Source organism: Devosia sp., from assembly GCF_039927955.1.
Lineage (GTDB): Bacteria > Pseudomonadota > Alphaproteobacteria > Rhizobiales > Devosiaceae > Devosia.
The window spans coordinates 23627-47089 of the sequence record NZ_JBDSUA010000068.1; the positions used below are offsets into that span (position 1 = coordinate 23627).

23 protein-coding genes are annotated in these 23463 nt (G+C 61.2%); 16 read left to right on the forward strand and 7 right to left on the reverse strand.

Features of this window, described 5'->3' with window-relative positions; genetic code table 11:
• The first annotated feature begins 93 nt into the window (after positions 1-93).
• Positions 94-984 carry a hypothetical protein gene (locus ABIT12_RS16385; RefSeq protein ID WP_348043778.1) on the forward strand — a complete coding sequence of 297 codons (891 nt, stop codon included), beginning with the start codon at positions 94-96 and terminating at the stop codon, positions 982-984.
• A 6-nt stretch (positions 985-990) separates the two neighbouring features.
• Here the strand turns inward: ABIT12_RS16385 and ABIT12_RS16390 are convergent, their stop codons facing one another.
• Positions 991-1947 carry an alpha/beta hydrolase gene (locus ABIT12_RS16390; protein ID WP_348043780.1) on the reverse strand — a complete coding sequence of 319 codons (957 nt, stop codon included), beginning with the start codon at positions 1945-1947 and terminating at the stop codon, positions 991-993.
• 213 nt (positions 1948-2160) lie between these two features.
• On the reverse strand, positions 2161-4185 hold the full coding sequence (locus ABIT12_RS16395; protein ID WP_348043782.1) for a lytic transglycosylase domain-containing protein: 2025 nt from the start codon (positions 4183-4185) through the stop codon (positions 2161-2163).
• Between the two features lie 297 nt (positions 4186-4482).
• On the opposite strand from ABIT12_RS16395, the gene dapA reads away from it, so the two are divergent.
• Positions 4483-5358: a 4-hydroxy-tetrahydrodipicolinate synthase gene (dapA, locus tag ABIT12_RS16400; protein WP_348043784.1), complete on the forward strand. Its 876-nt coding sequence runs from the start codon at positions 4483-4485 to the stop codon at positions 5356-5358.
• Between the two features lie 5 nt (positions 5359-5363).
• Positions 5364-5864 (forward strand): SsrA-binding protein SmpB, encoded by a 501-nt coding sequence (gene smpB, locus ABIT12_RS16405; RefSeq protein WP_348043786.1) that lies wholly within the window; start codon positions 5364-5366, stop codon positions 5862-5864.
• Positions 5865-5933: 69 nt separating this feature from the next.
• Here the strand turns inward: smpB and ABIT12_RS16410 are convergent, their stop codons facing one another.
• On the reverse strand, positions 5934-6509 hold the full coding sequence (locus ABIT12_RS16410) for an NYN domain-containing protein (RefSeq protein ID WP_348043788.1): 576 nt from the start codon (positions 6507-6509) through the stop codon (positions 5934-5936).
• 214 nt (positions 6510-6723) lie between these two features.
• On the opposite strand from ABIT12_RS16410, the gene rpoZ reads away from it, so the two are divergent.
• The 10 genes from rpoZ (at position 6724) to ABIT12_RS16460 (ending at position 17300) form a co-directional block, all read left to right on the forward strand.
• On the forward strand, positions 6724-7095 hold the full coding sequence (rpoZ, locus tag ABIT12_RS16415; protein ID WP_348043790.1) for a DNA-directed RNA polymerase subunit omega: 372 nt from the start codon (positions 6724-6726) through the stop codon (positions 7093-7095).
• Positions 7096-7203: 108 nt separating this feature from the next.
• Positions 7204-9477: a bifunctional (p)ppGpp synthetase/guanosine-3',5'-bis(diphosphate) 3'-pyrophosphohydrolase gene (locus ABIT12_RS16420; protein ID WP_348043792.1), complete on the forward strand. Its 2274-nt coding sequence runs from the start codon at positions 7204-7206 to the stop codon at positions 9475-9477.
• A complete protein-coding gene (gene pyrE, locus ABIT12_RS16425) occupies positions 9474-10067 on the forward strand; it encodes an orotate phosphoribosyltransferase (protein ID WP_348043794.1) in 594 nt (197 codons plus the stop codon). Before ABIT12_RS16420 ends, pyrE begins: the two co-directional genes overlap by 4 nt.
• A gap of 52 nt (positions 10068-10119) precedes the next feature.
• Complete coding sequence (gene acpS / locus ABIT12_RS16430) at positions 10120-10539, forward strand: holo-ACP synthase (protein ID WP_348043796.1); 420 nt, start codon at positions 10120-10122, stop codon at positions 10537-10539.
• Between the two features lie 28 nt (positions 10540-10567).
• The gene (gene lepB, locus ABIT12_RS16435) at positions 10568-11380 is read left to right on the forward strand and encodes a signal peptidase I (protein ID WP_348043798.1); all 813 of its coding nucleotides are present in this window, start codon (positions 10568-10570) and stop codon (positions 11378-11380) included.
• Positions 11377-12084 carry a ribonuclease III gene (rnc, locus tag ABIT12_RS16440; RefSeq protein WP_348043800.1) on the forward strand — a complete coding sequence of 236 codons (708 nt, stop codon included), beginning with the start codon at positions 11377-11379 and terminating at the stop codon, positions 12082-12084. Before lepB ends, rnc begins: the two co-directional genes overlap by 4 nt.
• Positions 12081-13001: a GTPase Era gene (gene era, locus ABIT12_RS16445; protein ID WP_348043802.1), complete on the forward strand. Its 921-nt coding sequence runs from the start codon at positions 12081-12083 to the stop codon at positions 12999-13001. The genes rnc and era overlap by 4 nt, the downstream gene beginning before the upstream one ends.
• A gap of 188 nt (positions 13002-13189) precedes the next feature.
• Positions 13190-13924, forward strand: coding sequence for a DNA repair protein RecO (gene recO / locus ABIT12_RS16450; RefSeq protein ID WP_348043804.1), 735 nt, complete (start codon positions 13190-13192; stop codon positions 13922-13924).
• Between the two features lie 679 nt (positions 13925-14603).
• The gene (gene parC / locus ABIT12_RS16455) at positions 14604-16901 is read left to right on the forward strand and encodes a DNA topoisomerase IV subunit A (protein WP_348043806.1); all 2298 of its coding nucleotides are present in this window, start codon (positions 14604-14606) and stop codon (positions 16899-16901) included.
• A gap of 87 nt (positions 16902-16988) precedes the next feature.
• On the forward strand, positions 16989-17300 hold the full coding sequence (locus tag ABIT12_RS16460) for a Dabb family protein (RefSeq protein ID WP_348043808.1): 312 nt from the start codon (positions 16989-16991) through the stop codon (positions 17298-17300).
• A gap of 29 nt (positions 17301-17329) precedes the next feature.
• Here the strand turns inward: ABIT12_RS16460 and ABIT12_RS16465 are convergent, their stop codons facing one another.
• The 4 genes from ABIT12_RS16465 to hemB form a co-directional block, all read right to left on the reverse strand.
• On the reverse strand, positions 17330-18322 hold the full coding sequence (locus ABIT12_RS16465; protein WP_348043810.1) for an endonuclease/exonuclease/phosphatase family protein: 993 nt from the start codon (positions 18320-18322) through the stop codon (positions 17330-17332).
• A gap of 19 nt (positions 18323-18341) precedes the next feature.
• Positions 18342-19070, reverse strand: coding sequence for an arginyltransferase (locus ABIT12_RS16470; RefSeq protein ID WP_348043812.1), 729 nt, complete (start codon positions 19068-19070; stop codon positions 18342-18344).
• A gap of 69 nt (positions 19071-19139) precedes the next feature.
• Positions 19140-19655, reverse strand: a complete 516-nt coding sequence (locus tag ABIT12_RS16475) for an RDD family protein (RefSeq protein ID WP_348043814.1) — start codon at positions 19653-19655, stop codon at positions 19140-19142.
• Between the two features lie 72 nt (positions 19656-19727).
• Complete coding sequence (gene hemB / locus ABIT12_RS16480) at positions 19728-20741, reverse strand: porphobilinogen synthase (protein ID WP_348043816.1); 1014 nt, start codon at positions 20739-20741, stop codon at positions 19728-19730.
• A 97-nt stretch (positions 20742-20838) separates the two neighbouring features.
• On the opposite strand from hemB, the gene ABIT12_RS16485 reads away from it, so the two are divergent.
• From ABIT12_RS16485 to ABIT12_RS16495, 3 genes are all read left to right on the forward strand, one after another.
• Positions 20839-21228 (forward strand): hypothetical protein, encoded by a 390-nt coding sequence (locus tag ABIT12_RS16485; RefSeq protein WP_348043818.1) that lies wholly within the window; start codon positions 20839-20841, stop codon positions 21226-21228.
• Between the two features lie 185 nt (positions 21229-21413).
• Positions 21414-21923, forward strand: coding sequence for a transcriptional regulator LdtR (gene ldtR / locus ABIT12_RS16490; RefSeq protein ID WP_348043820.1), 510 nt, complete (start codon positions 21414-21416; stop codon positions 21921-21923).
• A gap of 293 nt (positions 21924-22216) precedes the next feature.
• Complete coding sequence (locus tag ABIT12_RS16495) at positions 22217-23437, forward strand: L,D-transpeptidase family protein (RefSeq protein ID WP_348043822.1); 1221 nt, start codon at positions 22217-22219, stop codon at positions 23435-23437.
• Positions 23438-23463 lie beyond the last annotated feature (26 nt).

Consider the following 23463-nt stretch of genomic DNA (forward strand, 5'->3'; position numbering starts at 1 on the left):
TCTATCTTGTTCAGGTCTATTGGCCGTTCCTCGCCGCCGCCGGCGTGATCGGTCTGGTCACCGGCTGGCTCAGCGACAAGCAGGTGCCCTGACATGATCAACGTTCCGCACATCATCGAAACCGCGCTGCTGCTGCTGGTTGCCTATCTTATCGGCTGCGTTGTCGGCTACACCCTGCGCCGGCTGACAGCCAAACCGCTGCCATTGGTGGTCGATATGCCGGCCAAGCCGGCTGATACGGTCGCCGCCCCACCCGCTGCTCCGGCCCCCCAACCCGCTGCTGCCCGCGAACGTTCCCCTGCTGCCCGCCTGGCCATGGCGTCGCCGCTCGAGGCGCCACCACCGTTACCAGTTGAACCCGTCACCACAGTTGCAGCCGTCCTACACCCTTCTGCCGCAGCGGCCAGGCCAGCGGCGCCACAGCCTGAACCTGCACCGGTGCAGACCACGCCAAAACCCGCTCCGGCGTCGAAGCCGAAACCGGCTGCGACGCCAGTACAGCCAGAAAAAGTCGCCGCCAAAAAAGCGCCGGCCGAAGTCGCCACGGTGGTGGAGCCAATAAAACCCAAGAGCCCTAAGCCAAAGCCCGACGCGGTAGCAGCGGCGCCGGTGATCGCGCCACCCACCCCTGCGACCGAGCCAGCCAAGACCGCAAAGCCCAAGGCTGCGCCAAAACCCGCTTCCAGGCCGGAAGTAAAGGCGGTCGCCAGGCCCGCTACTGTCAAAGCCGCGCCGAAGCCTGCCGGGCTCAAGGCGCCGCGCGCTGGTGGCAAGGATGATTTGAAGCTGCTCAAGGGCATCGGGCCCAAGATCGAGCAGACGCTCAATGAGCTGGGGATTTTCCATTTCGATCAATTGGCCAAGCTCAGCAAGGCCAACATCGACTGGCTTGAAGATCATCTGGCGTTCAAGGGCCGCATCGGGCGCGAAGCCTGGGTCGAACAGGCCAAGGCCCTCGCCAAGCCGGCAAAGCCCGCCAAATAACGCCGGCTATTTCGGGCGCCTGGCCATGATTTGGCGCACGAAGCCGGCAACCGCCTGAACTTCGTCGAGCTGGTCGAACAGGGCAGGCGAGCCTTGCCCCTGAATGGTCAGCGCTGCCGCATCGGGCCGGCGCTTGGTCATTTCCTCAAAAGTGTCGCGGCGGACCTGATCGGTCAGTTGGGTGCGCAACAGCAAGAGTGGCTTGTGCGCCAGCGCGTCGAACAGCGGCCATTGCGCCATCAGCACATCGTCATGGCTGAATGCATCGAGCGCGTCCGTCAGCCGCCGATCATGAAGCGGCCAGGCCCGTCCGCGCTTGTCGAGATAATGGCTGCGCAGCATCAGCGCCGCAATCTGGCTTTCGCTGGCGCCGGGATAGTCGCCGATCAGCATGCGGCGAAACCCGGCGGTCACGGCTTTGACGCCGCGCAGGCTCTCCACATGCCGCAAATTGTTGCGCAACCGCACGATGCCGCGCGAATCCGTCACCGGCCCGGCATCGAGCAGGATTGCGCCGGCGATCAGCCCCTGCCGCTGCGCCGCCAGCGCCATGATCACCTGGCCGCCATAACCCTGACCCAGCAGCACCGCGCTCTCGATGCCGAGTGCCGCGGCAACGTTGATGATGTCGCGCGCATCGCGCGGTGAACCATACTGTGCCGCTTCTCGCCGGTCGGTCGAACGCCCGCGCCCCTGCAGATCGATCAGCACAATCGGGCAGTCGCTGCCCATGGCGCGCTGGAAATAGCCGGCGAAATCGGTGAAATCGCTCATATTGCGCTGGTAGCCGGCCACGCAGATGATCGGCACGGTGTGGCTCGAAAGTGCCCCGGCCACATGCACTGCGGCCTGTGCAGCACCGTCTTCGAGCGTCACTATGGTCACCGGCAATCCGGCAAAGGCAGGGTGGTCTGGCGGTGTTTTGCGCTTGCGCAGCATGAGCGGGAACCGGTGTGAGGCCAAAGGCTTATCCTTCGCAAGCCGCCTCCGACAAGCGCTTTGTCGCGCCGCTCCCCAAAAGAAAAGGGGCACATCCGCAGATGCGCCCCAGTTTAGGGTGTGTGGGGATTAATGTCAGGACGAGGCGAAAACGGCGGTTTTCGAGAACCGGAGCGGAACGTACGTTCGGTACGTGAGCACCGGAAGCCATCGACCCGGCATGCCGGCTGCGGAAGCTTACGGAATCTTCCGCAATGCCTGGGTAATGGTCATGTCGCCGCTGCCCAATCGCTCGCGATACACCAGATAATTGCCGAGCACCCGCTGCACATATTTGCGGGTTTCCTGAAACGGGATCAGTTCGACCCAGATCACCGGATCGACAGTGTTGGCACGCGGGTCGCCAAACGCGGTGATCCACTTGCTGGCATTGCCCGGGCCGGCATTATACGCCGCCGCCGCCAGCACCAGTGAGCCGTCGTATTTATCCAGTTGGGCTGCCAGATAGGTCGAGCCCAGCAGCGCATTGTAGCGCGCATCGCTGGTCAACCGGCTCTGCGAATAGGCGACGCCGGCCTTCTTGGCTGTGTCCGACGCCGTGCTCGGCATCAACTGCATCAGGCCCCGCGCACCCACCGCCGAAATCGCGTCCACCTGGAACATCGATTCCTGCCGGGCGATCGCATAAACCGCCGCTCGGTCGCCGGCCACCTTGGCGTCGGACGGGATGCCGTCCTTGGGATAATTGAACAGATCGAGGGGAATACCGCGCTTTTCAGCGGTATCGGCAATCGAAATCGCCACCTGATTGGCATTGATCGCCTGCGCCAGCCGCGCTGCCAGCAGCAGTTCGCCGCCACTTTGCAGGCTCTGCGCGTAATTGCGCAGAAGCGGCACCGCCATGCCATTTTGCCCGTTGGCCGACAAAAGCTTTACGGCTCGCACCACTTCATTGGCGTTGAACAGGCTTTCGCTCTGCTGCCAGGCGGGCAGGGGGCGCATGTCCACGCCATGGATGCCCATCTCGGCCCGCGCCAGCAGGCCATAATAGTTGGTTTCATAGCGCGCGGCCGACTGGTATGCGGCGACGGCGGCCTTCTGGTTGCCCAGTTGCAGTTCGGCTTTGCCCAGCCAGTAATTGGCCTGCGCCACGGTGTCGGCCAGGGTCGAAAGCCCGCGCATTTTTTCAAAATGCGCCTTGGCCGTTGCCGGATCATGCAGGAACACCAAAGCGATCCACCCGGCGTGGAAATTGGCATCCACCAGTCGGCCTTCCGGGCCATGGGTATAACCGGCGGCAGCCTTGTAGGAGAGCGTCGCTTGCCCGGCCACCAGTGCCTGCCGCACCAGCGTACGCCGCTCATACCACCACTCGGCAGCATCGGGCAGTTCGCCATGCGCCTTGTTCAGCCAGTCGACGGCACTTTGCCAAAGCTCGGCCTGCCGTGCCCGCTGCGCCCGCGAGAAGATATAAACCGGGTTGGTCTGATAACCCGGATCAACCCTGTCCAGCTTGGCTTTGGCGTCTGCATCTTTCCGCGACACCGCAGCGCGCGCCACCACCAGCGATTTCTGCCCGGCATTGAGATAGGGGATCAGCCGCTCGCTTGCCGCCGAGCGGTCGTTCATCATCAAGTGAATGGCGCGGGTCCAGTGCGCGTCGCGATTCAGCAGGCTGCCCAGCGCCGCCAGCGTCTTCTTTTCCTGATCTTCGGTCAGGAAATTCTCGGTCCACAGGCTGAGCGCAATGCGTGTCGCCCGGTCTTTCCGGCCATTGGCCAGATAGGCCGATGCCAGCGCGATTTGCCCCTCGATGGTATTGGGCATGGCCCCGGCCAGCAGCCGGATCACCTCGCTGCCCGGCACATCGGCCTTGGTCAGCGATTGCTCCAGCCGGGTCTTGTAGAGCGAGGCCGACGCAAAATTCGGCGCATCGGCGGCAAACCGGGCAATGCTGGTATGGTCGATCTTGCCGCTGTTGAAGTAGATCGCCGCCCATTGCACGGTGCGGCGCTCGGTGTCGTTGGGCAACGCCCGTGCCAGCTCGTAGGCCCCCGGCGCATCGCCGCCCACCAGTGTCGCCAGTGCCGAACGGAATGCAGCGGAGCCCTTGGCGTCAGTCGATGGCGCAGCCGCGTTGCCGCCAACGCTGCCGGTGATCAATCCGTCGATGGTGTCGTTGGCCGCTGCGTGCGAAGAGGGGGCGAAACTCGCCAAGCCCAATACCGCCGCAAACAGGCCCGCCGCAAAGCTGCCGTTCATTGGTATCGTCCTGCTGGTACTCGGCGCGGGTCCGGAAAACGCTCCAGTCCCGCCCATTACACTTCCAGCAAGGGAGCCCCCATCCTTGCGGTTAACGTCATCTTACCCACATAGGGTGAACAAGACGTTGCCGCTGGCCTTCGCCACAGATGTTCCTTGCCGGATGTCGCTTGGCTTCCCTTGTGATGCCGCACAACAAAAAGTATGGTGCGCCTCCGAACGGCGCACCCGCCTCTCGGACCAGACTGACATCATCGCGCGGCACAACTGTGACGCCCATTTAGGAAAAACCGACAAATGCTCCGAGGATCTATCACGGCACTCATGACCCCCTTCGCCAACGGGGCCGTCGATGAGAAAGCCTTCTCGGCCTTTGTCGATTGGCAAATCACGCAAGGCACGCACGGCCTGGTCCCGGTCGGCACCACCGGCGAAAGCCCAACTGTGAGCCATGAAGAACACCGCCGCGTCGTCGAAATCTGCGTTGAAGTGACCAACAAGCGCGTCCCGGTGGTCGCCGGGGCAGGGTCCAATTCCACTGCGGAAGCAGTTGCCCTTGCCCGTTTCGCCGAGGAAATCGGCGCTGACGCCGTGCTGTCGGTCGTGCCCTATTACAACAAGCCCAACCAGGAAGGCCTGTTCCAGCATTTTTCCGCTGTTGCCGGCGCCATCGGTCTTCCGGTGATCCTTTATTCCGTCCCGGGCCGTACCGTGGTCGACCTCACCGTCGATACCATCGCGCGCCTGCGAGAGGCGCATGACAACATCATCGGCGTCAAGGACGCGACTGGCAATCTCGAACGCGCCAGCCTGCAGCGCAACAAGCTGGGCAAGGATTTTATCCTGCTCTCGGGCGACGATAGCACCGCTTTGGGCTTTAACGCCCATGGCGGCCACGGCTGCATCTCGGTCACCGCCAACGTTGCGCCGCGCCTCTGTTCGCAGATGCAGGAATTGTCTCTGGCCGGCGATTTCAAGGCGGCCCGTGAGATCAACGACAAGCTGGTCTATCTGCATAAGGATCTGTTCATGGAGCCAAATCCGGCTCCGGCAAAGTACATCGCCCAGCGTCTTGGCCTCTGCCAGAACGAACTGCGCCTGCCGCTCGTCCCGATCAGCAAGCCGACGCAGGACGCCATGGACTTTGCAATTACCCACGCCGGTCTTATCTAAAGTCGATGACCGGACCCAAGAACGATAAAGCCAAAAACGGCGTCATCAGCCACGGTCTCGTGGCTGAAAACCGCCGTGCGCGCTACGATTATGAAATCGTCGATACTCTGGAAGCCGGCATCGTCCTCACCGGCTCCGAGGTCAAATCGCTGCGCCTCGGCAAAGCCCAGATTACCGAAGCCTATGCCTCACCCGAAAAGGGCGAGCTTTGGCTGATCAACGCCCACATCCCGGAATTCCTGCAGGCCAACCGCTTCAATCACGAAGAAAAGCGCCACCGCAAGCTCCTGGTGTCGCACAAGGAACTGGTTCGCCTCGGCGAAGAAGTCTCGCGCGCCGGCAACACAATCGTGCCGCTCAAGCTCTATTTCAACGACCAGGGCCGCGCCAAAATCCTGATCGGCCTGGGCAAGGGCAAGAAGAACTACGACAAGCGCGAAACCGAACGCAACCGCGACTGGAACCGCGACAAGGCCCGCATCATGAAAGATGGCGGGCGCGGGTAGGGCGGCTCGTCACCTTCTCCCTCAGGGGAGAAGGAAGCACAGTGACCTCGAACCACGAGGCGCGGCAGCTCAATCGTCCTCGCTCACCGTCTCCACGCGGCGATCGAACGCCGGCGCTGGCGTCCGTCCAACGGTCTTGGCCAATTCGGCGACGTCGAGGAAAAAGTCCGCCTGGCGGCGCAGATCATCGGAAATCATCGGCGTCGAGGTGGTCAGCGTTGACACCACCGTCACGCGCTTGCCCTTGCGCTGCAGGGCCGCCACCAGCGCGGTAAAGTCGCCATCGCCGGAAAACAGCACCATGTGATCGTAATGGGCGCTCATTTCGAGCGCGTCCACGCACAGCTCGATATCCATATTGCCCTTCACCTTGCGGCGGCCAGCGGCGTCAGTGAATTCCTTGGCGGGCTTGGTCACCACAGTAAAGCCGTTGTAATCGAGCCAGTCGATCAGGGGCCGGATCGAGGAATATTCCTGATCCTCTACCAGCGCGGTGTAATAATAGGCCCGCAGCATATAGGCTTTGGCCTGAAATTCGGCCAGCAACCGGCGATAATCGATATCGATGCCGATCGCCTTGGAGGTGGCGTAAAGGTTCGCCCCGTCAATGAACAGCACGATTTTTTCGCGCGGATCGATAGCCATAGAGAACCTCCTGACTGGGTCGGCCGGCCTCTCAGGCTGCCCAGTATAAATGCGAAAACGAAGTACGGAATGCGCCGACTGCCCAACCGGTTAAATTCGGTATTCGCACATTATCCGCTGGTATGGCAATACCGCAATGCATGGCTGCAAAACTTGTAACCTGTGAAGCACTCGTGTATGGCACACCTTCATTCCAAACATTTTGGAGACGTTCGTGGCCCGCGTCACCGTTGAAGACTGCATCGAAAAGATCGAGAACCGTTTCGATCTCGTACTCATGGCCGCTCATCGCGCGCGCATGATTTCCTCCGGCGCCCAGATCACGGTCAGCCGCGACAACGACAAGAATCCCGTGGTGGCGCTGCGCGAAATCGGCGATGGCGCCATTTCGCCGGACGATCTGCGCGAAGACCTGATCCACTCGCTGCAGAAATATGTCGAAGTCGACGAACCCGAATCCCACACTGCTCCGCGTCTCGGCGGCGGCAAGGACGACGATGATTCGATCGCATTCGACACCATCAGCGAAGACGAACTGCTGCGCGGCATCGAAAGCCTCGCTCCGCCGGAACGTCGGGACGACTAAAACCGGTATCGACCGGAAATACGAATTTGGGGCGTCTGATACGGTCAGGCGCCCTTTTCGTTTTTACCATCAACAGCTAAGCTCTCGGTCTAATAAGAGCGCCACACTATGATGCGTCAGTACGAGCTCGTCGAACGGGTTCAGGCTTATAACCCGAACGTCGACGAGCAGCTTTTGAACAAGGCTTATGTCTATGCCATGCAAAAGCACGGCGCGCAGAAACGCGCCTCCGGCGACCCCTATTTTAATCATCCGCTCGAAGTCGCCGCCATCCTCACCGATCTCAAGCTCGATGACGCCTCGATTGCCGTAGCACTGCTGCATGACACCATTGAGGATACCGACGCCACCCGCGCCGAGATCGACCAGATGTTTGGCGCCGAAATCGGCGCCATCGTCGATGGCCTGACCAAGATCGAGCGGCTGAACCTGGTCTCGCGTGAGGAAGCGCAGGCGGAAAACCTGCGCAAGCTGCTGCTGGCCATCTCCAAGGACGTTCGCGTCCTGCTGGTCAAGCTGGCGGACCGGCTGCACAACATGCGCACCCTGCAATACATGCCGCCCGAAAAGCGCAGCCGTATCGCGCAGGAGACCATGGATATCTACGCGCCGCTCGCCGGCCGCATGGGTATGCAGGATATGCGCAACGAGCTCGAAGACCTGTCCTTCAAGATCTTGCAGCCCGATCACTATGCCGCGATCACCGCCCGCCTGAGCGAGATGCAGGCTGAGTACAGCGAAACCATCAAGACCATCAGCGCCGAGCTGATGGAGCGGCTCGATGCCGAACAGATCAAGGGCAGGGTCAAGGCGCGGGTCAAATCCCCGTTCTCGATCTTCACCAAGATCGACCGCAAATCCATCGCGCTTGAACAACTCTCCGACATGATCGGCTTCCGCGTCATTGTCGGCTCCATCGAGGATTGCTACCGCACCGTCGGCGTCGTCCATACCAAGTGGAAGGTCGTGCCTGGGCGCTTCAAGGACTATATCTCGGTCCCCAAGCACAATGACTACCGCTCGATCCACACCACCATTGTCGGCCCCGGCCGCCAGCGCGCCGAGTTGCAAATCCGCACCGAGGAAATGGACAAGATCGCCGAATTCGGCATCGCCGCCCACGCGCTCTACAAGGATGGCGCTTCGGCGGACATGAGCCGGCTGGAGCAGGAAAGCCAGGCCTATGGCTCGCTGCGCACCACCATCGGCCATCTTACGGCCGGCGCCACCAGCGAGGATTTCCTCGAATACACCAAGCTTGAGCTGTTTCAGGATCAGGTGTTCTGCTTCACCCCGCGCGGACGGCTGATCGCCCTGCCGCGCGGCGCCACGCCCATCGATTTTGCCTATGCCCTGCATACCGACATCGGCGACACCTGCGTTGGTGCCAAGATCAACGGCTCCATCCTGCCGCTGGTCACCCAGCTCCGCTCGGGCGACGAAGTCGAAATCATCCGCGACCAGAACCATCTGCCGCCCTCCAACTGGATCGGCATTGCCGCCACCGGCAAGGCCCGCGCCGCCATCCGCCGCGCCGTCCGCCATGCGGCGGTGCAGCGTGCCCATTCACTGGGCGAGCACGTGCTCAGCATGATGTTGGAACGCGAAGGCGTCATGCTCGAGGAGAGCGAAGGCAAATCGCTGGCCGAAAAGCTGGGCTTCGCCTCCAGGCGCGAACTGCTGATCGCGGTCGGTGAAGGCAAGATTGGCGCCGAGCCATTGGCCACCGAACTGGCCAGCGTCAAGGGCCTGCGCAAGCGCCGCCGCAAGGTCGATCTGCCGCTTGCCGAGGCGGCCGATGGCTGGTTTGCGCTGCGCGCCACCGATAAGTTCAAGTTCCGCGTGCCCGGCGGCCAGCGGGCGGGAACCCAGGCCAAGGCGGCTTTGGCCCAGCTCGATTTTCATATGAAGGTAGAAATCTCCACTGAAGGCGTCGTGCCCGGTGATCGCCTGGTCGGGATCATGCAGCCCGATCAGCCGATGCGGATTTTCCCCATCCATTCCGATGCGCTGGTCGAAATGCACGACAGCGACGTCGCCTGGGTCGACGTCCGCTGGGATATCGCCGGCCGCGACGAGCTCTACCCGGTGGTCATCACCATGGAATCGGTCAACCGTCCCGGGTCACTGGCCCAGATTTCGGCCGCCATCGCGGCGTGCGACGCCAACATCAACAATCTGGTGATGCGGATGATTTCTCCGGACTTCCACCAGATGATCTTTGAAGTCGAAGTGCGCGATCTCGCGCAATTGACGGATGTGCTGGCAACGCTCAAACGTAGTCCCGGCATTTCCGCAGTGCAGCGCGCCACCATGCGTGAGGCGGGCATGATCTCGACCCTAGAATGGGACGGGCGGGTAGAATCGGAGGAGCAGGCGTGACCAAGGACGAAGTTTTGGCGGTTTTCCGCGAATGTGGTGCCATGCTCGAAGGGCATTTCATCCTGTCGTCGGGCCTGCGCTCACCGGTATTCCTGCAAAAGGCCAAGGTCTTTCAATACGCCGCCCAGACCGAAAAGCTCTGCCGGGCCTTGGCCGACAAGATCCGCGCCGATGGCTTCGGCGATGTCACCAAAGTGGTCTCCCCGGCCATCGGCGGCATCATTCCCGGCTACGAAACCTCCCGCCATCTCGGCGTGCCGGCCCTTTATACCGAGCGGGTCGATGGCAAATTTGAACTGCGCCGCGGCTTTGAAATTGCCGCCACCGACAAGGTCATCGTCGTCGAGGACATCGTCTCCACCGGCCTGTCCATCCGCGAATGCGTCGAAGCGCTGCGCGCTATCGGGGCAAACGTGGTGGCCGCGGCCTGCCTGATCGACCGTTCCGGCGGCGAAGCCGATGTCGGCGTTCCACTGGTCAGCCTTATCCAGTTCAAGGTTCCTGCCTATCCCGCCGACCAACTCCCCCCCGAACTCGCCGCCATCCCGCCGGTCAAACCCGGCAGCCGCGGCATCCAGGGGGTGAAATGATAGCCCACGCCTTCTTCCTACCCTCGCCCCTTGCGGGAGAGGGACAGCAACCATGATCATCGGTTTGGGCTCCGACCTCTGCCAGATCGGCCGCGTCGAAAAAACCCTGGCCCGTTACGGCGACCGGTTCACCAATCGCTGCTTCACCGAAATCGAGCGCCGCAAATCCGATCGTCGCGCTCAGCGCGCCGCCTCCTATGCCAAGCGTTTCGCGGCCAAGGAAGCCTGCTCCAAGGCTCTCGGCACCGGCCTTAATTTCGGCGTTTACTGGCGCGACATGGGCGTCATCAACCTGCCTTCGGGCAAACCAACCCTGGCGCTGACTAATGGCGCGGCAAAAGCACTGGCCCGGCTTGTACCGCCCGGCCATGAGGCCCACATTCACCTGACCATCACCGACGATGCTGGGCTGGCGCAGGCCTTCGTCATCATCGAAGCACTGCCGATTGACCCGGCAGGCGCAAAGTTCTAACCACACGCCTGCAAAGTGGAAGATTTTAATGAGCCAAGCCAGTCAAAAAGCCGCCAAAGCTCCGACCAACGAGCTTTGGGATACCATTGTCGTGGTGGTCGAGGCGCTGCTGATCGCCATCGTGCTGCGCTCATTCCTGTTCCAGCCATTCTCCATCCCCACCGCCTCGATGCAGCAGACGCTGATGATCGGCGATTACTTCGTCGCCAACAAATTCGTCTGGGGTTATGGCAAGCACTCGTTCTCGCTCGGCCGCTACGGCAATTTCACGCTGCTGGATTTTGAACTGCCGATCACTGGTCGCATTTTCGGGCGCGAGCCTAACCGTGGCGACGTGGCGGTATTCCGCCCGGTGCCGCAGACCATTGAATATATCAAGCGCGTCGTCGGCCTGCCGGGCGACAAGATCCAGATGAAGGAAGGCCGTCTCTACATCAACGGCACTATGGTCGAACGCACCGAAGTCGGCAAATCCACCGATACCGACAGCGAAGGCGATACCCGCGACGTCACGGTCTATACCGAAACCTTCCCGGAAGGCACGACCCACACCATCCAGGAAATTTCTGACGATGGTCCGCTCGACAATACCCAGGAATATGTCGTTCCCGCTGGCCATTATTTCATGATGGGCGACAATCGCGATCGCTCCGCCGATAGCCGCGTGCTGGCCTCGGTCGGTTTCGTGCCGGCCACCAATCTGGTCGCCAAGGCGGAAGCCCGCTTCTTCTCGATCACCAATAATATTCCGCCGTGGCAGATCTGGCAGTGGCCGGCCAATGTGCGCTGGGATCGCATGTTCCAGTCCGTCTACAACCAGCCGCCTCGCGTTACCAAGTGAAGGCACGCGCGCGGTCCCGAACGGGTCTGGAACAACGGCTGGGCTATCGCTTCGCCGATCCGGACCTGCTTGATCGCGCGCTGACCCACTCCAGCGCCATCTCGCCGTCCAAGCGCATCGAACACTCCTATCAGCGCCTCGAATTCCTGGGCGATCGCGTCCTCGGCCTCGTGGTCGCCGATATGCTGTATCGCAAGCTGCCCAAGGCCAACGAGGGCGAGTTGAGCCGCACGCTCAATTCACTGGTCCGCAAGGAGACCTGCGCCGCCATCGCCCGCGAGCTCGATCTTGGTGCCGAAATGAATCTCGGTGACAGCGAAGCGCGCACCGGCGGCGCCGAGAAGGACGCCATCCTCGGCGATGTCACCGAGGCGGTGATCGGCGCGATTTATTGCGACGGCGGCCTTGGCAAGGCCTATGAGTTTGTCGAACGCATGTTCGGCGATCATTTTACCGTCGGCCAGGCCGATCGTGCCGATGCCAAGACCACCTTGCAGGAATGGGCCCAGGCCCGGGGCTTCGAACCGCCGACCTATAGCCAGGTTGAACGCACCGGCCCCGACCACGCGCCCGAATTCACCATCGCCGTCAGCGTCGGCTCCTATGAGCCGATCTCGGCCACCGGCCCGTCGAAAAAGATCGCCGAACACAAGGCCGCCGAACTCTTCCTGGTACGCCAGAAAGTCTGGAAGGAACCAGTATGACCACCACCGAATCCACCGATACCAGTTGTGGCTTCATCGCCTTGGTCGGGGCGCCCAATGCCGGTAAGTCGACCCTGCTGAACTCTCTCGTTGGCACCAAGGTCTCCATCGTCACCCACAAGGCCCAGACCACCCGCAGCCAGGTGCGCGGCGTCGTCACGCTCGAAAAAGCCCAACTGGTCTTCATCGATACGCCCGGTATTTTCGCGCCCAAGCGCCGGCTCGATCGCGCCATGGTCGATAGCGCCTGGGGCGGGGCAGGGGACGCCGACCTGGTCGCCTTTATCGTTGATGCCGAAAGGGGTTTAACCCCCGATCTTGAATCACTGCTGCAGGGGCTGGAAAACGTCCGCCACCCCAAGATCCTGATCCTGAACAAGGTCGATACAGTCAAGCGCGAGCAGTTGCTCAAGCTCTCCGAAACCATCAATGCCAGCCAGCGCTTCGAAGCCACCTTCATGATTTCGGCGCTCAAGGGCGATGGCGTGCCCGATTTCATGGATTGGTGCATCAAGCACATTCCGCCCGGCCCCTGGCACTTCCCGGAAGATCACCTCACCGATCTGACCATGGCCATCACCGCCGCTGAAATCACCCGCGAAAAGCTGTTCCTGCGCGTCCACGACGAAATTCCTTACAACGCCACGGTGGAAACCGAGAGCTTCAAGATCCAGAAGGACGGCTCCTACAAGATCGATCAGGTGATCTACGTCACCCGCGACCAGCACAAGAAAATCGTCCTCGGCGCCGGCGGCCAGACCGTCAAATCCATCGGTTCGGAAGCCCGCAAGGAACTGATGGAAATGTACGAGGTGCCGATCCACCTGTTCATCTTCGTCAAGGTCCGCGAAAAATGGGCCGACGATCCGGAACGCTACCGCGAAATGGGCCTGGATTTCCCGCATGGGAAGAAGTGAGCATACCAGTCCCTCAGTCGTCATCCCTCGCCCCTTGCGGGAGAGGGACAGACTTTTTCGCGTTCAGCGAAAAAGTCAGGGTGAGGGGTTCTCTCCGCCCTCGCAGTTTTTTGAGTCATCGCTGACCCCTCATCCGCCCTTCGGGCACCTTCTCCCGCAAGGGGAGAAGGGGAGCCGGTTCAACTGACATGGAATGGACCGGCGAAGGCCTGCTGATCGGCGTCCGCCGCCATGGCGAATCCAGCGTCATTGCCGAAGCCATGGTGCTCGGCCGTGGCCGCTATCTCGGCCTGGTCCGCGGCGGCCGCTCCCATCGCCTCGCCGCAACCCTGCAGCCCGGCAATACCGTGCAACTGGTCTGGCGCGCCCGCATCGAGGAACACCTCGGCACCTTCACCGTCGAACTGCTGCAGGCCCGCGCCGCCGAATTGATCGCCGACCGCACCCGCCTCTATGCCAGCCAGTTGATCTGCGAACTGCTGCGCCTGCTGCCCGAACGCGATGCCCATGACCGGCTGCTGATGCTGGCGCTGACCCTGCTCGATAACCCCGTCAATCCCGCCGCCATCGCCCGCTTCGAAATGAGCATCCTCGACGAACTCGGCTTCGGCCTCGACCTCACCTCCTGCGCCGCCACTGGCAGCACCACCGATCTCACCCACGTCTCCCCCAAAACCGGCCGCGCCGTCTCTCGCTCGGCCGCCCAGCCCTATCTCGATCGCCTGCTGCTGCTGCCGCACTGCCTCACCGACCGCGGCAACGCCAGCCCCGACGACGTAGCCGCCGCCTTCAAGCTCACTGGCCACTTCCTCGACATGCACGTCTGGAGCGCGCGAAACATCGATCCGCCAGCAATACGGGACCTGCTGATCGAGATTTTGACGAACGAACATGGCGCTCAGTCGTCAACCCTCGCCCCTTGAGGGAGAGGGACAGCAGTTCTGCGTTCAGCAGAATTGCAGGGTGAGGGGTTGCCCCCGCATATTCCGAGCCAGGAAGGACCCCTCATCCGCCCTTCGGGCACCTTCTCCCTCAAGGGGAGAAGGAAGAATGGTCGTCCAGGATTTGAGCGTGTAAGTGGCTCCCCCACCCACCGTGTCATTCCGGCAGCGGCCGGAATCCAGACGGTGCGGTGTATCCGCAAAACCGCAACCCGCCCGACTATCCTTGAATTCCGGCCTCCGCCGGAATGACATCGCGAGTACCCGAAACTATCAAAGTTATCCCCGCCCTCAAAATCAAGCGTACACTCCACCCCACATCTCCACGATAGCTGTGGGAACGCGACGAACGGTCCGTGGGGAGCAGGTGGGAGGGGTGGCGGTCGCGTCGGCCCTGGGAGTCTTGGACGGAACCAGCCTCGCTCAAAAGGTCGGCACTGTTCCGAGTTCCGGAAAACCCATCGCATGCGGCGAGACCTGTTCTCGTTTTTTACATTACCATGAGGCAGATCTCGCCGCATGCCACAGTCTGCTCTAACCGCCGGAGCGATCCGCGCGGCAAAACCTGTTGGAACTAGCTCCAAAACCGCCGCAAAACCTGCACTTTTCGTCCTCACCCGCTATATTGCAATCCTGATTCGTTCTCCCGGAACCCTGCTGCATGGCCGACGACACCGCTCTTCCTCCCGCCGATGACCAGCGCGTCGTCGACCTGCGCCGGGCGCTGGAAGAGCGCTATCTGAGCTATGCGCTCTCTACCATCACCCAGCGCGCCTTGCCCGACGCGCGCGATGGCCTCAAGCCGGTGCATCGCCGCATTATTCATGCGATGCGCCTGCTCAAGCTCGACCCCAATCAGGGCTACAAGAAATCCGCTCGCATCGTCGGCGACGTCATCGGCAAGTTCCACCCGCATGGCGACCAGTCGATCTACGATGCGCTGGTCCGTCTCGCGCAGGATTTTGCGCTGCGGTATCCGCTCGTCGATGGCCAGGGCAATTTCGGCAATATCGATGGCGATAATGCCGCCGCCATGCGCTACACCGAATCGCGCATGACCGACGTGGCCACGCGCCTGCTCGAAGGCATCACCGAAAATGCCATCGACTTCAAACCCACATACGATGGCGAAGACGAAGAACCCGTTGTCCTGCCGTCCAACTTCCCCAATCTGCTGGCCAATGGCTCCACCGGCATCGCCGTTGGCATGGCCACCTCGATCCCGCCGCACAATCTGGTCGAGCTGTGCAATGCCGCCCTCAAGCTGATCTACAATCCCTCCGCGACGACCGAAGAACTGGTCCACCAGGACCTGGCCTCCCCGCTCAGCCAGGACGATCTGGTGCGCGGTCCCGATTTCCCCACCGGCGGGCAATTGGTCGAAACCCGCTCGGCCATCGTCAACGCCTATGAAACCGGGCGCGGCTCGTTCCGCCTGCGCGCCATCTGGTCCAAGGAGGACAAGGGCCGCGGCGTCTATTTGATCGTTGTCACCCAGATCCCCTATGGCGTGCAGAAATCCAAGCTGGTCGAAAAGATCGCCGAATTGCTGCTGGCCAAGAAGCTGCCGCTGCTCAAGGATGTGCGCGACGAAAGCTCCGATGATATCCGCCTGGTGCTCGAACCGCGCGCCGGCACCGTCGATGCCAATATCCTGATGGAGCAGTTGTTCCGCACCACCGATCTGGAGATCAAGTTCCCGCTTAATCTCAATGTGCTCGACAAGGGCAAGCTGCCGCGCGTCATGGGTCTGGCCGACGCGCTCAAGGCCTGGCTTGATCATCGCAAGATCGTACTGCAGCGCCGCACCCAGCATCGACTGGAGCAGATCGCCGCCCGCCTCGAAGTGCTCGAAGGCTACATCATCGCCTATCTCAACCTCGATGAGGTGATCCGCATCATCCGCGAGGAAGATGAGGTCAAGCCGATGTTGATGAGCACCTTCAATCTCACCGACAATCAGGCCGAAGCCATCCTCAATATGCGCCTGCGCTCCTTGCGCAAGCTCGAGGAAATCGAACTCCGCGAGGAACACAAAAGCCTCACCGAGGAAAAGGGGCGTCTGGAAGCGCTGCTCGCCTCCGACAAGCGCCAATGGGGCGAAATCGCCAAGCAGGTCGAAGCGCTCAAGAAGGCCTATCCGGTGTTCACCGCCGAAGGTGTGCTGCATCCGCTCGGCGCTCGGCGCTCGCTGTTCGGTTCGATGTCCGACGCCAGCCATGCCGAAGTCACCGAGGCCTTCATCGAGCGCGAGCCGATCACCGTCGTGCTCTCGGAAAAAGGCTGGATTCGTGCCCTCAAGGGTCACACCAGCGATTTTGATGAAAAGGGCTTCAAGGCCGGGGATCGCCTCAAACTGGCGCTCAAGGCCGAAACCACCGACAAGCTGCTGATGCTGACCACCGGCGGCAAGGTCTATACCATGGGCGGCGACAAGCTGCCGGGCGGGCGCGGGCAGGGTGAACCGGTCCGCATCATCGTCGATATCGAGGAAGGCCAGGATATCGTCGATATCTTCGTCTATCGCCCGGGCAGCAAGCGCATCATTGCCTCGGCCTCCGGCTATGGCTTCATCGTTGCCGAAGACGAAATGATCGCCAATACCCGCAAGGGCAAGCAGATCCTCAACGTCACCACGCCCGATGAAGCGCGCCTGCTGGTGCCGCTCGCTGGCGATCGCGTCGCCATCATCGGCCAGAATCGCAAGCTGCTGGTGTTCCCCCTGGCCCAGCTCGCCGAAATGGCCCGCGGCAAGGGCGTTCGCCTGCAGAAATACAAGGACGGCGATGTCTCCGACATCAAGACCTTCTACGCCGCCGATGGCCTGACCTGGACCGACAGTTCCGGCCGCACCTATACCAAGCCCATGGAAGAGCTCACCGAATGGGCCGGCGATCGCGCCACCGCCGGCCGCCAGCCGCCCAATGGCTTCCCCAAGAACAACAGGTTCGTTGGGTAAACTCCGATCTTCCCCCGCCCCTTGCGGGAGAGGGTGGATCGGCGCAGCCGAGACGGGTGAGGGGGTCCCCACCGCAAAGGAGATAAAATGATCCGCCACTGCGTCTTCGTAAACTTCAAAGCCAGCGTCGATGACGCCGAACGCAGCGCCATTTTCGCCCAGCTGGCCGATCTCAAGCACACGCTGAGCGGCGTGCTCGCCGCCGATTTCGGTCCCAATATCAGCCCCGAAGGCCTCGGCAAAGGCCTTACCCATGGCTTCGTCATGGACTTCCTTGATGCCGCTGCCCGCGATGCCTATCTGGTCGCCCCGGCGCATCAGGCCGCCGGCGCTCGGCTCGTCGCCGCGCTTGAGGGCGGTATCGACGGCCTGATCGTGTTCGATCTGGCCGTCGCCTAGAACTTATCCCCGCCGGTCCCGGCCGTGCTTTACTGAACCGAAAACTTGAACACCACCGGCAGGTGATCGCTTGCTGTTGGCTTTCCGGCCTTCAGCTCATGGATCACGATGCCGTCGCGCGTAAACACATGGTCGAGCCCCAGAAACGGCAGGGTGTCCCGCCAGGCGCCGAAATAATACCAGCTGAGCGGATAGGTCACGAGGTTGAAGGTCTGCCGGGCCAGGCCATTGGCGTTGATAAAATTGCGCAGCGCATAGGCGAACGGCGTCGAGTTGAAATCGCCGGCAAGGATCACCGGGCCATCGATGCTCTTCAACGCCGTGCTCAGCATATCCAACTCATCGTGCTGGCGCGCGATCGGGAAGGGCCAGTCCATGTGGGTGGTCATCACCGTGAACGGCTTCATGCCCTCTGGCGCAAACTTGGCGATAATGTGTGCCGTTCGCTGCGTGCCATAGGCATTGGACGGGCATTCGCCATCCAGGACCTGAGTAAACTTGAGCTTGGAATAGATCGCGATATTGGCGCGCTTGCCGCCCCTGCATTGGGCCGAATAGGGATAAAGCGGCCCCAGCAGCGGGTCGAGTTCGGTGGATTGCTCGCCGAAATACTCCTGAAGCACGATGATGTCCGGGCTGTCGGACAAGATCGCATCGAGCACCATTTCCATCTCGTAGTTCATGCCGAACAGATTGTGCGTCATCATCGTCAGCACCGGCCGATCGGTCGGCACCGGAGGGCGCGGCTGCGACGCGCCAACCAATTCCGGCACCATCACACTGGCCGATGCCAGAAATCCGGCGCCAACGAGCAATACTGCAAGTCCGCGCCATCTGCCGCGCAGCAACACCGCCACGATCAGCAGCCCGATCAGCGTACCGGGAAAAAGGAAAATCTGCAGGTGATTGAACAGGTCGAAGAACGGCACCACGAAGCCGAAAAACGCCAGAACGGCGATCAGTCCGGCACCAAGCGCGCCCAGCACCAGGCCGAAATGGAGCAGTCTCAGGATAAGCGACATGAAAATCCAGCAGGCAGAATCAGAACAAGGGCCGCCAGCCGGTTGGCCCGGTCTGCACCTCGAGCGGGCGATACTGAGCCTTGTAGGCCATTTTGGGCGATTCTTTGACCCAGTAGCCAAGATAAACATAGTCCAGCCCCGCCGAGCGGACCTGCGCGATGTGATCGAGAATGAGGAAATTGCCCAACCCGCGATGGCCAAGTTCGGGATCGTAGAAGCTGTAGACCATCGACAACCCGTCGGGCATCACATCGGTCAACGCCACCGCCACCAGTCGCTGGTTTGGATCGTCCCGCAACCGGTATTCCACCAGCACCGATTGCACCGGCGTATCTTCGACCATGTATTCATAGTCGGCATAAGACATCTGCGTCATGCCGCCGCCGACATGGCGAGCATCGAGATAGCGTTTGAACAGGTCGAACTGCTCACTGGTCGCCACCGGCGCGCGCACTTCGATACTGATATCGCTATTGGTCTTGAGCACCCGGCGGTAACGCGCCGTGGTCTCGAATTGCCCGGCGACAATGCGCACCGACTTGCACTCGTTACAGCTTTCGCAGGCCGGGCGATAAATCAGGTTCTGGCTGCGGCGAAAGCCGTTCTCGCTCAAAACATGGTGCAGCGCCGATGCCCGGCGCCCAGTCAAATGGGTGAACAGCTTGCGCTCCTGCCGGTCCGGCAGGTAGGGGCACGGCATCGAAGCCGTCAGGAACAACTGCGTATTTTCCGGAGTCTGGTCCGTCATGAAGAGCCCTGTAATGCCCGTCTTTGGACTCTACGCCGGCATCACCCAAACTGCAACGTTTCCGTGGTCTTAGTAAGCCGCTTTGCTCTGGCTGGCCCAATGGCGCGCCATCGGCGAGCGGCGCAGCATCAGGGTGCCCACAATCAGGTCGTGGATCATCTGCCGGCGTGGCGTGAACAGCGCAAACAGCAACGAAATCGGCCACGATATCCAGATCGTCACCCAGAATACCAGCGCGTGAACCACCGCGAGCCAGCCATCCAGTGGCTGGCCGCGCGCCGGCGTCAGCACGATGTCCATCATCTGCATGCCAATGGTGGCCCGCTTGGCCGAACCAAGCGTGGCGCCGTAATAAAACACCACGGCCAACGGCACCAGCACCGGCAATGCCAGCCAGGCCACTCCGAATGTCAACAGCCCAGCGATAGCGCAAACAACGCTCACGATGGCGGCAACCATACCGATGATCACCATATCGAGGAGATAGGCCATCGACCTGCGTACCAGCAGCCCCTCAAACAGCTCGGGTGCTGTCGACGGGTCGGGCAGTTCGGGGCGAAGGGCGGAGGTATCGGTTGTGCTCATGCCTGCTAGATTTGCACGAACGGGCCGTCATGCAAGAGGGCAGGGCACAATAATGTGCCTAAGCTGGTCCCATCACCGCCCCAGCACTCGCGCCGCTTCCAGCGCATAATAGGTCAGCACGCCGCTGCAGCCGGCGCGTTTGAACGCAAACAAGCTTTCCAGCATTGCCGCCTCGCGGTTGAACCCGCCTGCGGCACTGGCAAACTCGATCATCGCGTACTCGCCACTCACCTGATAGGCGTAGATCGGCACGTCGAACGCATCCTTGGCGCGCCGCACAATGTCCAGGTACGGCATGCCCGGTTTGACCATCACGCTATCGGCACCCTCGTCGATGTCCTGGGCAATTTCGCGCAGTGCCTCGTCCGAATTGGCATAGTCCATTTGATAGGTGCGTTTGTCGCCCTTCAGCCGCGCCCCGGTGCCCACCGCCTCACGGAACGGCCCATAAAAACACGACGCATATTTGGCCGCATAGGACATGATCTGCCGGTCCTCATAGCCACCAGCGTCCAGCGCCCCCCGGATCGCACCGACCCGTCCGTCCATCATGTCGGACGGCGCAATGATGTCGGCCCCGGCCCTGGACTGCGCCAAAGCCGATTTGATCATCACCGCTACGGTCTCGTCGTTGAGGATTTTGCCGTCACGAACCAGCCCATCCTGGCCGTCGCTGGAATATTCATCCAGCGCCACATCTGCGATCAGCCCGATGTCGGGGACTGCGCTCTTGATGGCGCTCAGCACCCGGCACATCAGATTGTCCGGGTTGAATGCCTCTTCGGCACCCTCGCTGCGCAGATGGTCCGGCGTATTGGGAAACAGCGCCAGCGCCGGAATACCGGCATCGCGCGCCGCCTTTGCTGCAGCCACCGCCAGATCGATGCTCAGCCGCTCGACGCCGGGCATGGTCTTGATCGCCGTCCGCTCGTTGTGTCCTTCAATAATAAACAGCGGCCAGATCAGGTCGGCGGGGGTCAACACGGTTTCGCGGACCATCGCTCGGCTCCAGCCCGTCGCCCGACTCCGCCGCAGCCGGCGGCCCGCCAGAAACTCCAAATCGTGCTTTGCCCATTGCTCGGCCATGCCAGTCTCCCAAAACGTGCGGCCTGTTTATCAGCGGCGCGCAATCGCGCAAAGAGCCGCGCTTGTCGCGGCGTCCGCAGCCCGCTAGAAACGCGGCATGGATTTCAACGCTCCCTATCTCGGCTACTATATCCGTATTGTCGCCATCGCCAGCCTGCTGCTGGGGTTAAACGATGCGGCCCGGCTCCTCGGCGTCCAGCTTGGCGCCACCAGCCCGATCGCCGATCTGGGCATCAACGGCTTTGCGTTTCTGGCGATCTTTGCACTGTCGCGCCTGTTCGCCGCGGTCGGTTTGTGGATGAAAGCGAGTTGGGGCGCCGTGCTGCTGGTCGGTGCGACCGGCGTTGAGCTGGCGCTCTATCTGATGGGCAATGGCGATGTGCGGATGTCGGCGTTCGGCTTTGCCTTGCGTCTGGTTTTGCTGGCCAGCGTCGTGGCTATTTTCGTGCTGGGCATTCGCCATCACCGCGCCCACGCCCACGATTGAACGCGTTCACTCCGCGTTTAGGTTACAATTTTCTGACCTGCTGTAACCATTCATAAAGCCAAATTTCCGAACTTTTTCAGTAAGATAGTTTTAAGTGTGCGGCTTAGGGCGATCTTAGGTGGGCTCCCGTAGTTTGGGGTTACGAGATGCGAACAATCGCACAGAATGAAAACAGTGAGGCTAGAATGGCAGTCAAATCAAACGCCGCAGAGGCAATGGTTCCAGGCGCTACCCAGAGCCTGAAGCCGCTCTATCTGGAAGCAGTATCACGTGTTGAGCGCCTGCATCGCCGCCTGCTCGATCTCATCAAGGATGAGTTTGACCGCATGGGCTGGGATGACATCAACCCGGTTCAGGCCTTGCTGATGTTCAACATCGGCGATGCCGAACTGACCGCCGGCGAACTGCGTTCGCGGGGCTACTATCTTGGTTCGAACGTCTCTTACAATCTCAAGAAGCTGGTCGAAACCGGCTACATCTTCCAGGAGCGTTCGCGCTCCGACCGCCGCTCGGTCCGCATCAAGCTGACCCCGAAGGGCGAAGAAGTCGCTGAAGTGATCGATGAGCTGTACGATCGTCACCTCAAGTCCATCGACAAGGTCGGCGGCCTCGGCGACGACGCCTTTGACGGCCTCAACAAGGCACTGGCCCGTCTGGAACGCTTCTGGGTCGATCAGATCCTCTACAAGCTCTAGTCAGAGAGCCTCCAAACCCATGCAGTGTGGCGTTCGCGCCACACGGGAAAAGCAAACGCCGGCTCTGTGCCGGCGTTTCTTATTTGCGCCGCAAACTCCGCTATTCATTGGCCATTATGTGGTTTGAAACCATATCCCGCGTACTTTTTGTCAAAGAGTTATGGTTCACGGCTGGTTGACCGGCGTTGTGGACAGCGGAATCGAATGGTAATTTTGACGCCTCGGCCTGTGCCGGCGACAACTCGGGTGACTGAATGCGGCTCAATCGACGTAACCTTCTCCGGACCATGGCGGTGGCTGGAGCCTCTGCGGCGCTAACCTCCACGCTTCGCGCGGAGGATTCTCTTTGGGACATCTTCTCGCGCGATCAGGTGCTGCGCAATGCCGACACTGGCGGCGCGACCGCAGCGGCCGAGGCCGCGATCGAAACGCCCGAACCGATTCTGTCGTTCGATACCGCAAACAATTTGCAGCTGGCCATTTCGCAGTATGAACCTTTCGTTGCTGCCGGTGGCTGGGAAGAAATTCCGCGCGACGCCTATCGCCTCAAGCTGGGCGAAAGCCGGGGCGCTGCGATCAAGCTCAAGCGCCGCCTGATGTCGTCGGGCGATATGCCGCTTGATGAACACGCCAGCGATAGTGTCGATGAGGCAACCGATCGTGGCATCCGTGCTTTCCAGGCCCGCCATGGCCTGCTGGTCAACGGCCAGGTCGATGAACCCACTTTCTACGCATTGTCGGTGCCAGCGCAGACCCGCCTGAACCAGCTCTACCTCAATTTCCAGCGTGTGCAGAACCTGGCCGGCAACCTCAGCGATCGCTACGTGGTCGTTAATATTCCCGCCGCGTCGATCGAGGCCGTCGAAATGGGCACAGTGGCCCAGCGTCACGTGGCCGTGGTTGGTCGCGTCGAGCGCGCCACCCCGATCGTTGATAGCAAAATCCACCAGATCAACTTCAATCCCTACTGGCACGTGCCTAAGTCGATCATCAAGGCCGATCTGACCAAGTACATGCAGGAAGATCCCGAATATCTGACCAAGTTCCGCATCCATATCTATGACGGCAAGGGCAACGAAATTCAGCCCACCCAGATCGATTGGACCACCGACGAAGCGGTGCAGTACATGTTCCGTCAGGAACCCGGTGCCGAAAACTCCATGGGTCACGTCAAGATCAACTTCTACAGCAAGCACGACGTTTACCTGCACGACACCCCGGCCAAGGCGCTGTTTGGCGAAAACGCCCGTTTCCATTCGTCTGGCTGCGTTCGCGTTGGCACCGTCAACGAGCTGGTCGCCTGGCTGCTGCGCGACAATCCGGAGGGTTGGAACCTCGACACCGTCAATCAGGCGTTTGATTCCAACGAACGTCTCGATGTCGAAATCAAGAATCAGGTGCCGATCCACACCACCTACATCACCGCCTGGGCCAATCGCCAGGGCACGGTGTCATTCCGCGACGACGTTTATAATTTTGATGCCGAAGGCAAAGTGGTCTTCGAAGACGTCTGATGTTCAAGGCATTGTCATTCAACGCC

Coding starts and splice junctions, on each gene's coding strand:
- ABIT12_RS16385 (WP_348043778.1), top strand. CDS start 94: ATGATCAACGTTCCGCACATCATCGAAACCGCGCTGCTGCTGCTGGTT.
- ABIT12_RS16395 (WP_348043782.1), bottom strand. CDS start 4,185: ATGAACGGCAGCTTTGCGGCGGGCCTGTTTGCGGCGGTATTGGGCTTG.
- dapA (WP_348043784.1), top strand. CDS start 4,483: ATGCTCCGAGGATCTATCACGGCACTCATGACCCCCTTCGCCAACGGG.
- smpB (WP_348043786.1), top strand. CDS start 5,364: ATGACCGGACCCAAGAACGATAAAGCCAAAAACGGCGTCATCAGCCAC.
- ABIT12_RS16410 (WP_348043788.1), bottom strand. CDS start 6,509: ATGGCTATCGATCCGCGCGAAAAAATCGTGCTGTTCATTGACGGGGCG.
- ABIT12_RS16420 (WP_348043792.1), top strand. CDS start 7,204: ATGATGCGTCAGTACGAGCTCGTCGAACGGGTTCAGGCTTATAACCCG.
- acpS (WP_348043796.1), top strand. CDS start 10,120: ATGATCATCGGTTTGGGCTCCGACCTCTGCCAGATCGGCCGCGTCGAA.
- lepB (WP_348043798.1), top strand. CDS start 10,568: ATGAGCCAAGCCAGTCAAAAAGCCGCCAAAGCTCCGACCAACGAGCTT.
- era (WP_348043802.1), top strand. CDS start 12,081: ATGACCACCACCGAATCCACCGATACCAGTTGTGGCTTCATCGCCTTG.
- recO (WP_348043804.1), top strand. CDS start 13,190: ATGGAATGGACCGGCGAAGGCCTGCTGATCGGCGTCCGCCGCCATGGC.
- parC (WP_348043806.1), top strand. CDS start 14,604: ATGGCCGACGACACCGCTCTTCCTCCCGCCGATGACCAGCGCGTCGTC.
- ABIT12_RS16460 (WP_348043808.1), top strand. CDS start 16,989: ATGATCCGCCACTGCGTCTTCGTAAACTTCAAAGCCAGCGTCGATGAC.
- ABIT12_RS16465 (WP_348043810.1), bottom strand. CDS start 18,322: ATGTCGCTTATCCTGAGACTGCTCCATTTCGGCCTGGTGCTGGGCGCG.
- ABIT12_RS16470 (WP_348043812.1), bottom strand. CDS start 19,070: ATGACGGACCAGACTCCGGAAAATACGCAGTTGTTCCTGACGGCTTCG.
- ABIT12_RS16475 (WP_348043814.1), bottom strand. CDS start 19,655: ATGAGCACAACCGATACCTCCGCCCTTCGCCCCGAACTGCCCGACCCG.
- hemB (WP_348043816.1), bottom strand. CDS start 20,741: ATGGCCGAGCAATGGGCAAAGCACGATTTGGAGTTTCTGGCGGGCCGC.
- ABIT12_RS16485 (WP_348043818.1), top strand. CDS start 20,839: ATGGATTTCAACGCTCCCTATCTCGGCTACTATATCCGTATTGTCGCC.
- ldtR (WP_348043820.1), top strand. CDS start 21,414: ATGGCAGTCAAATCAAACGCCGCAGAGGCAATGGTTCCAGGCGCTACC.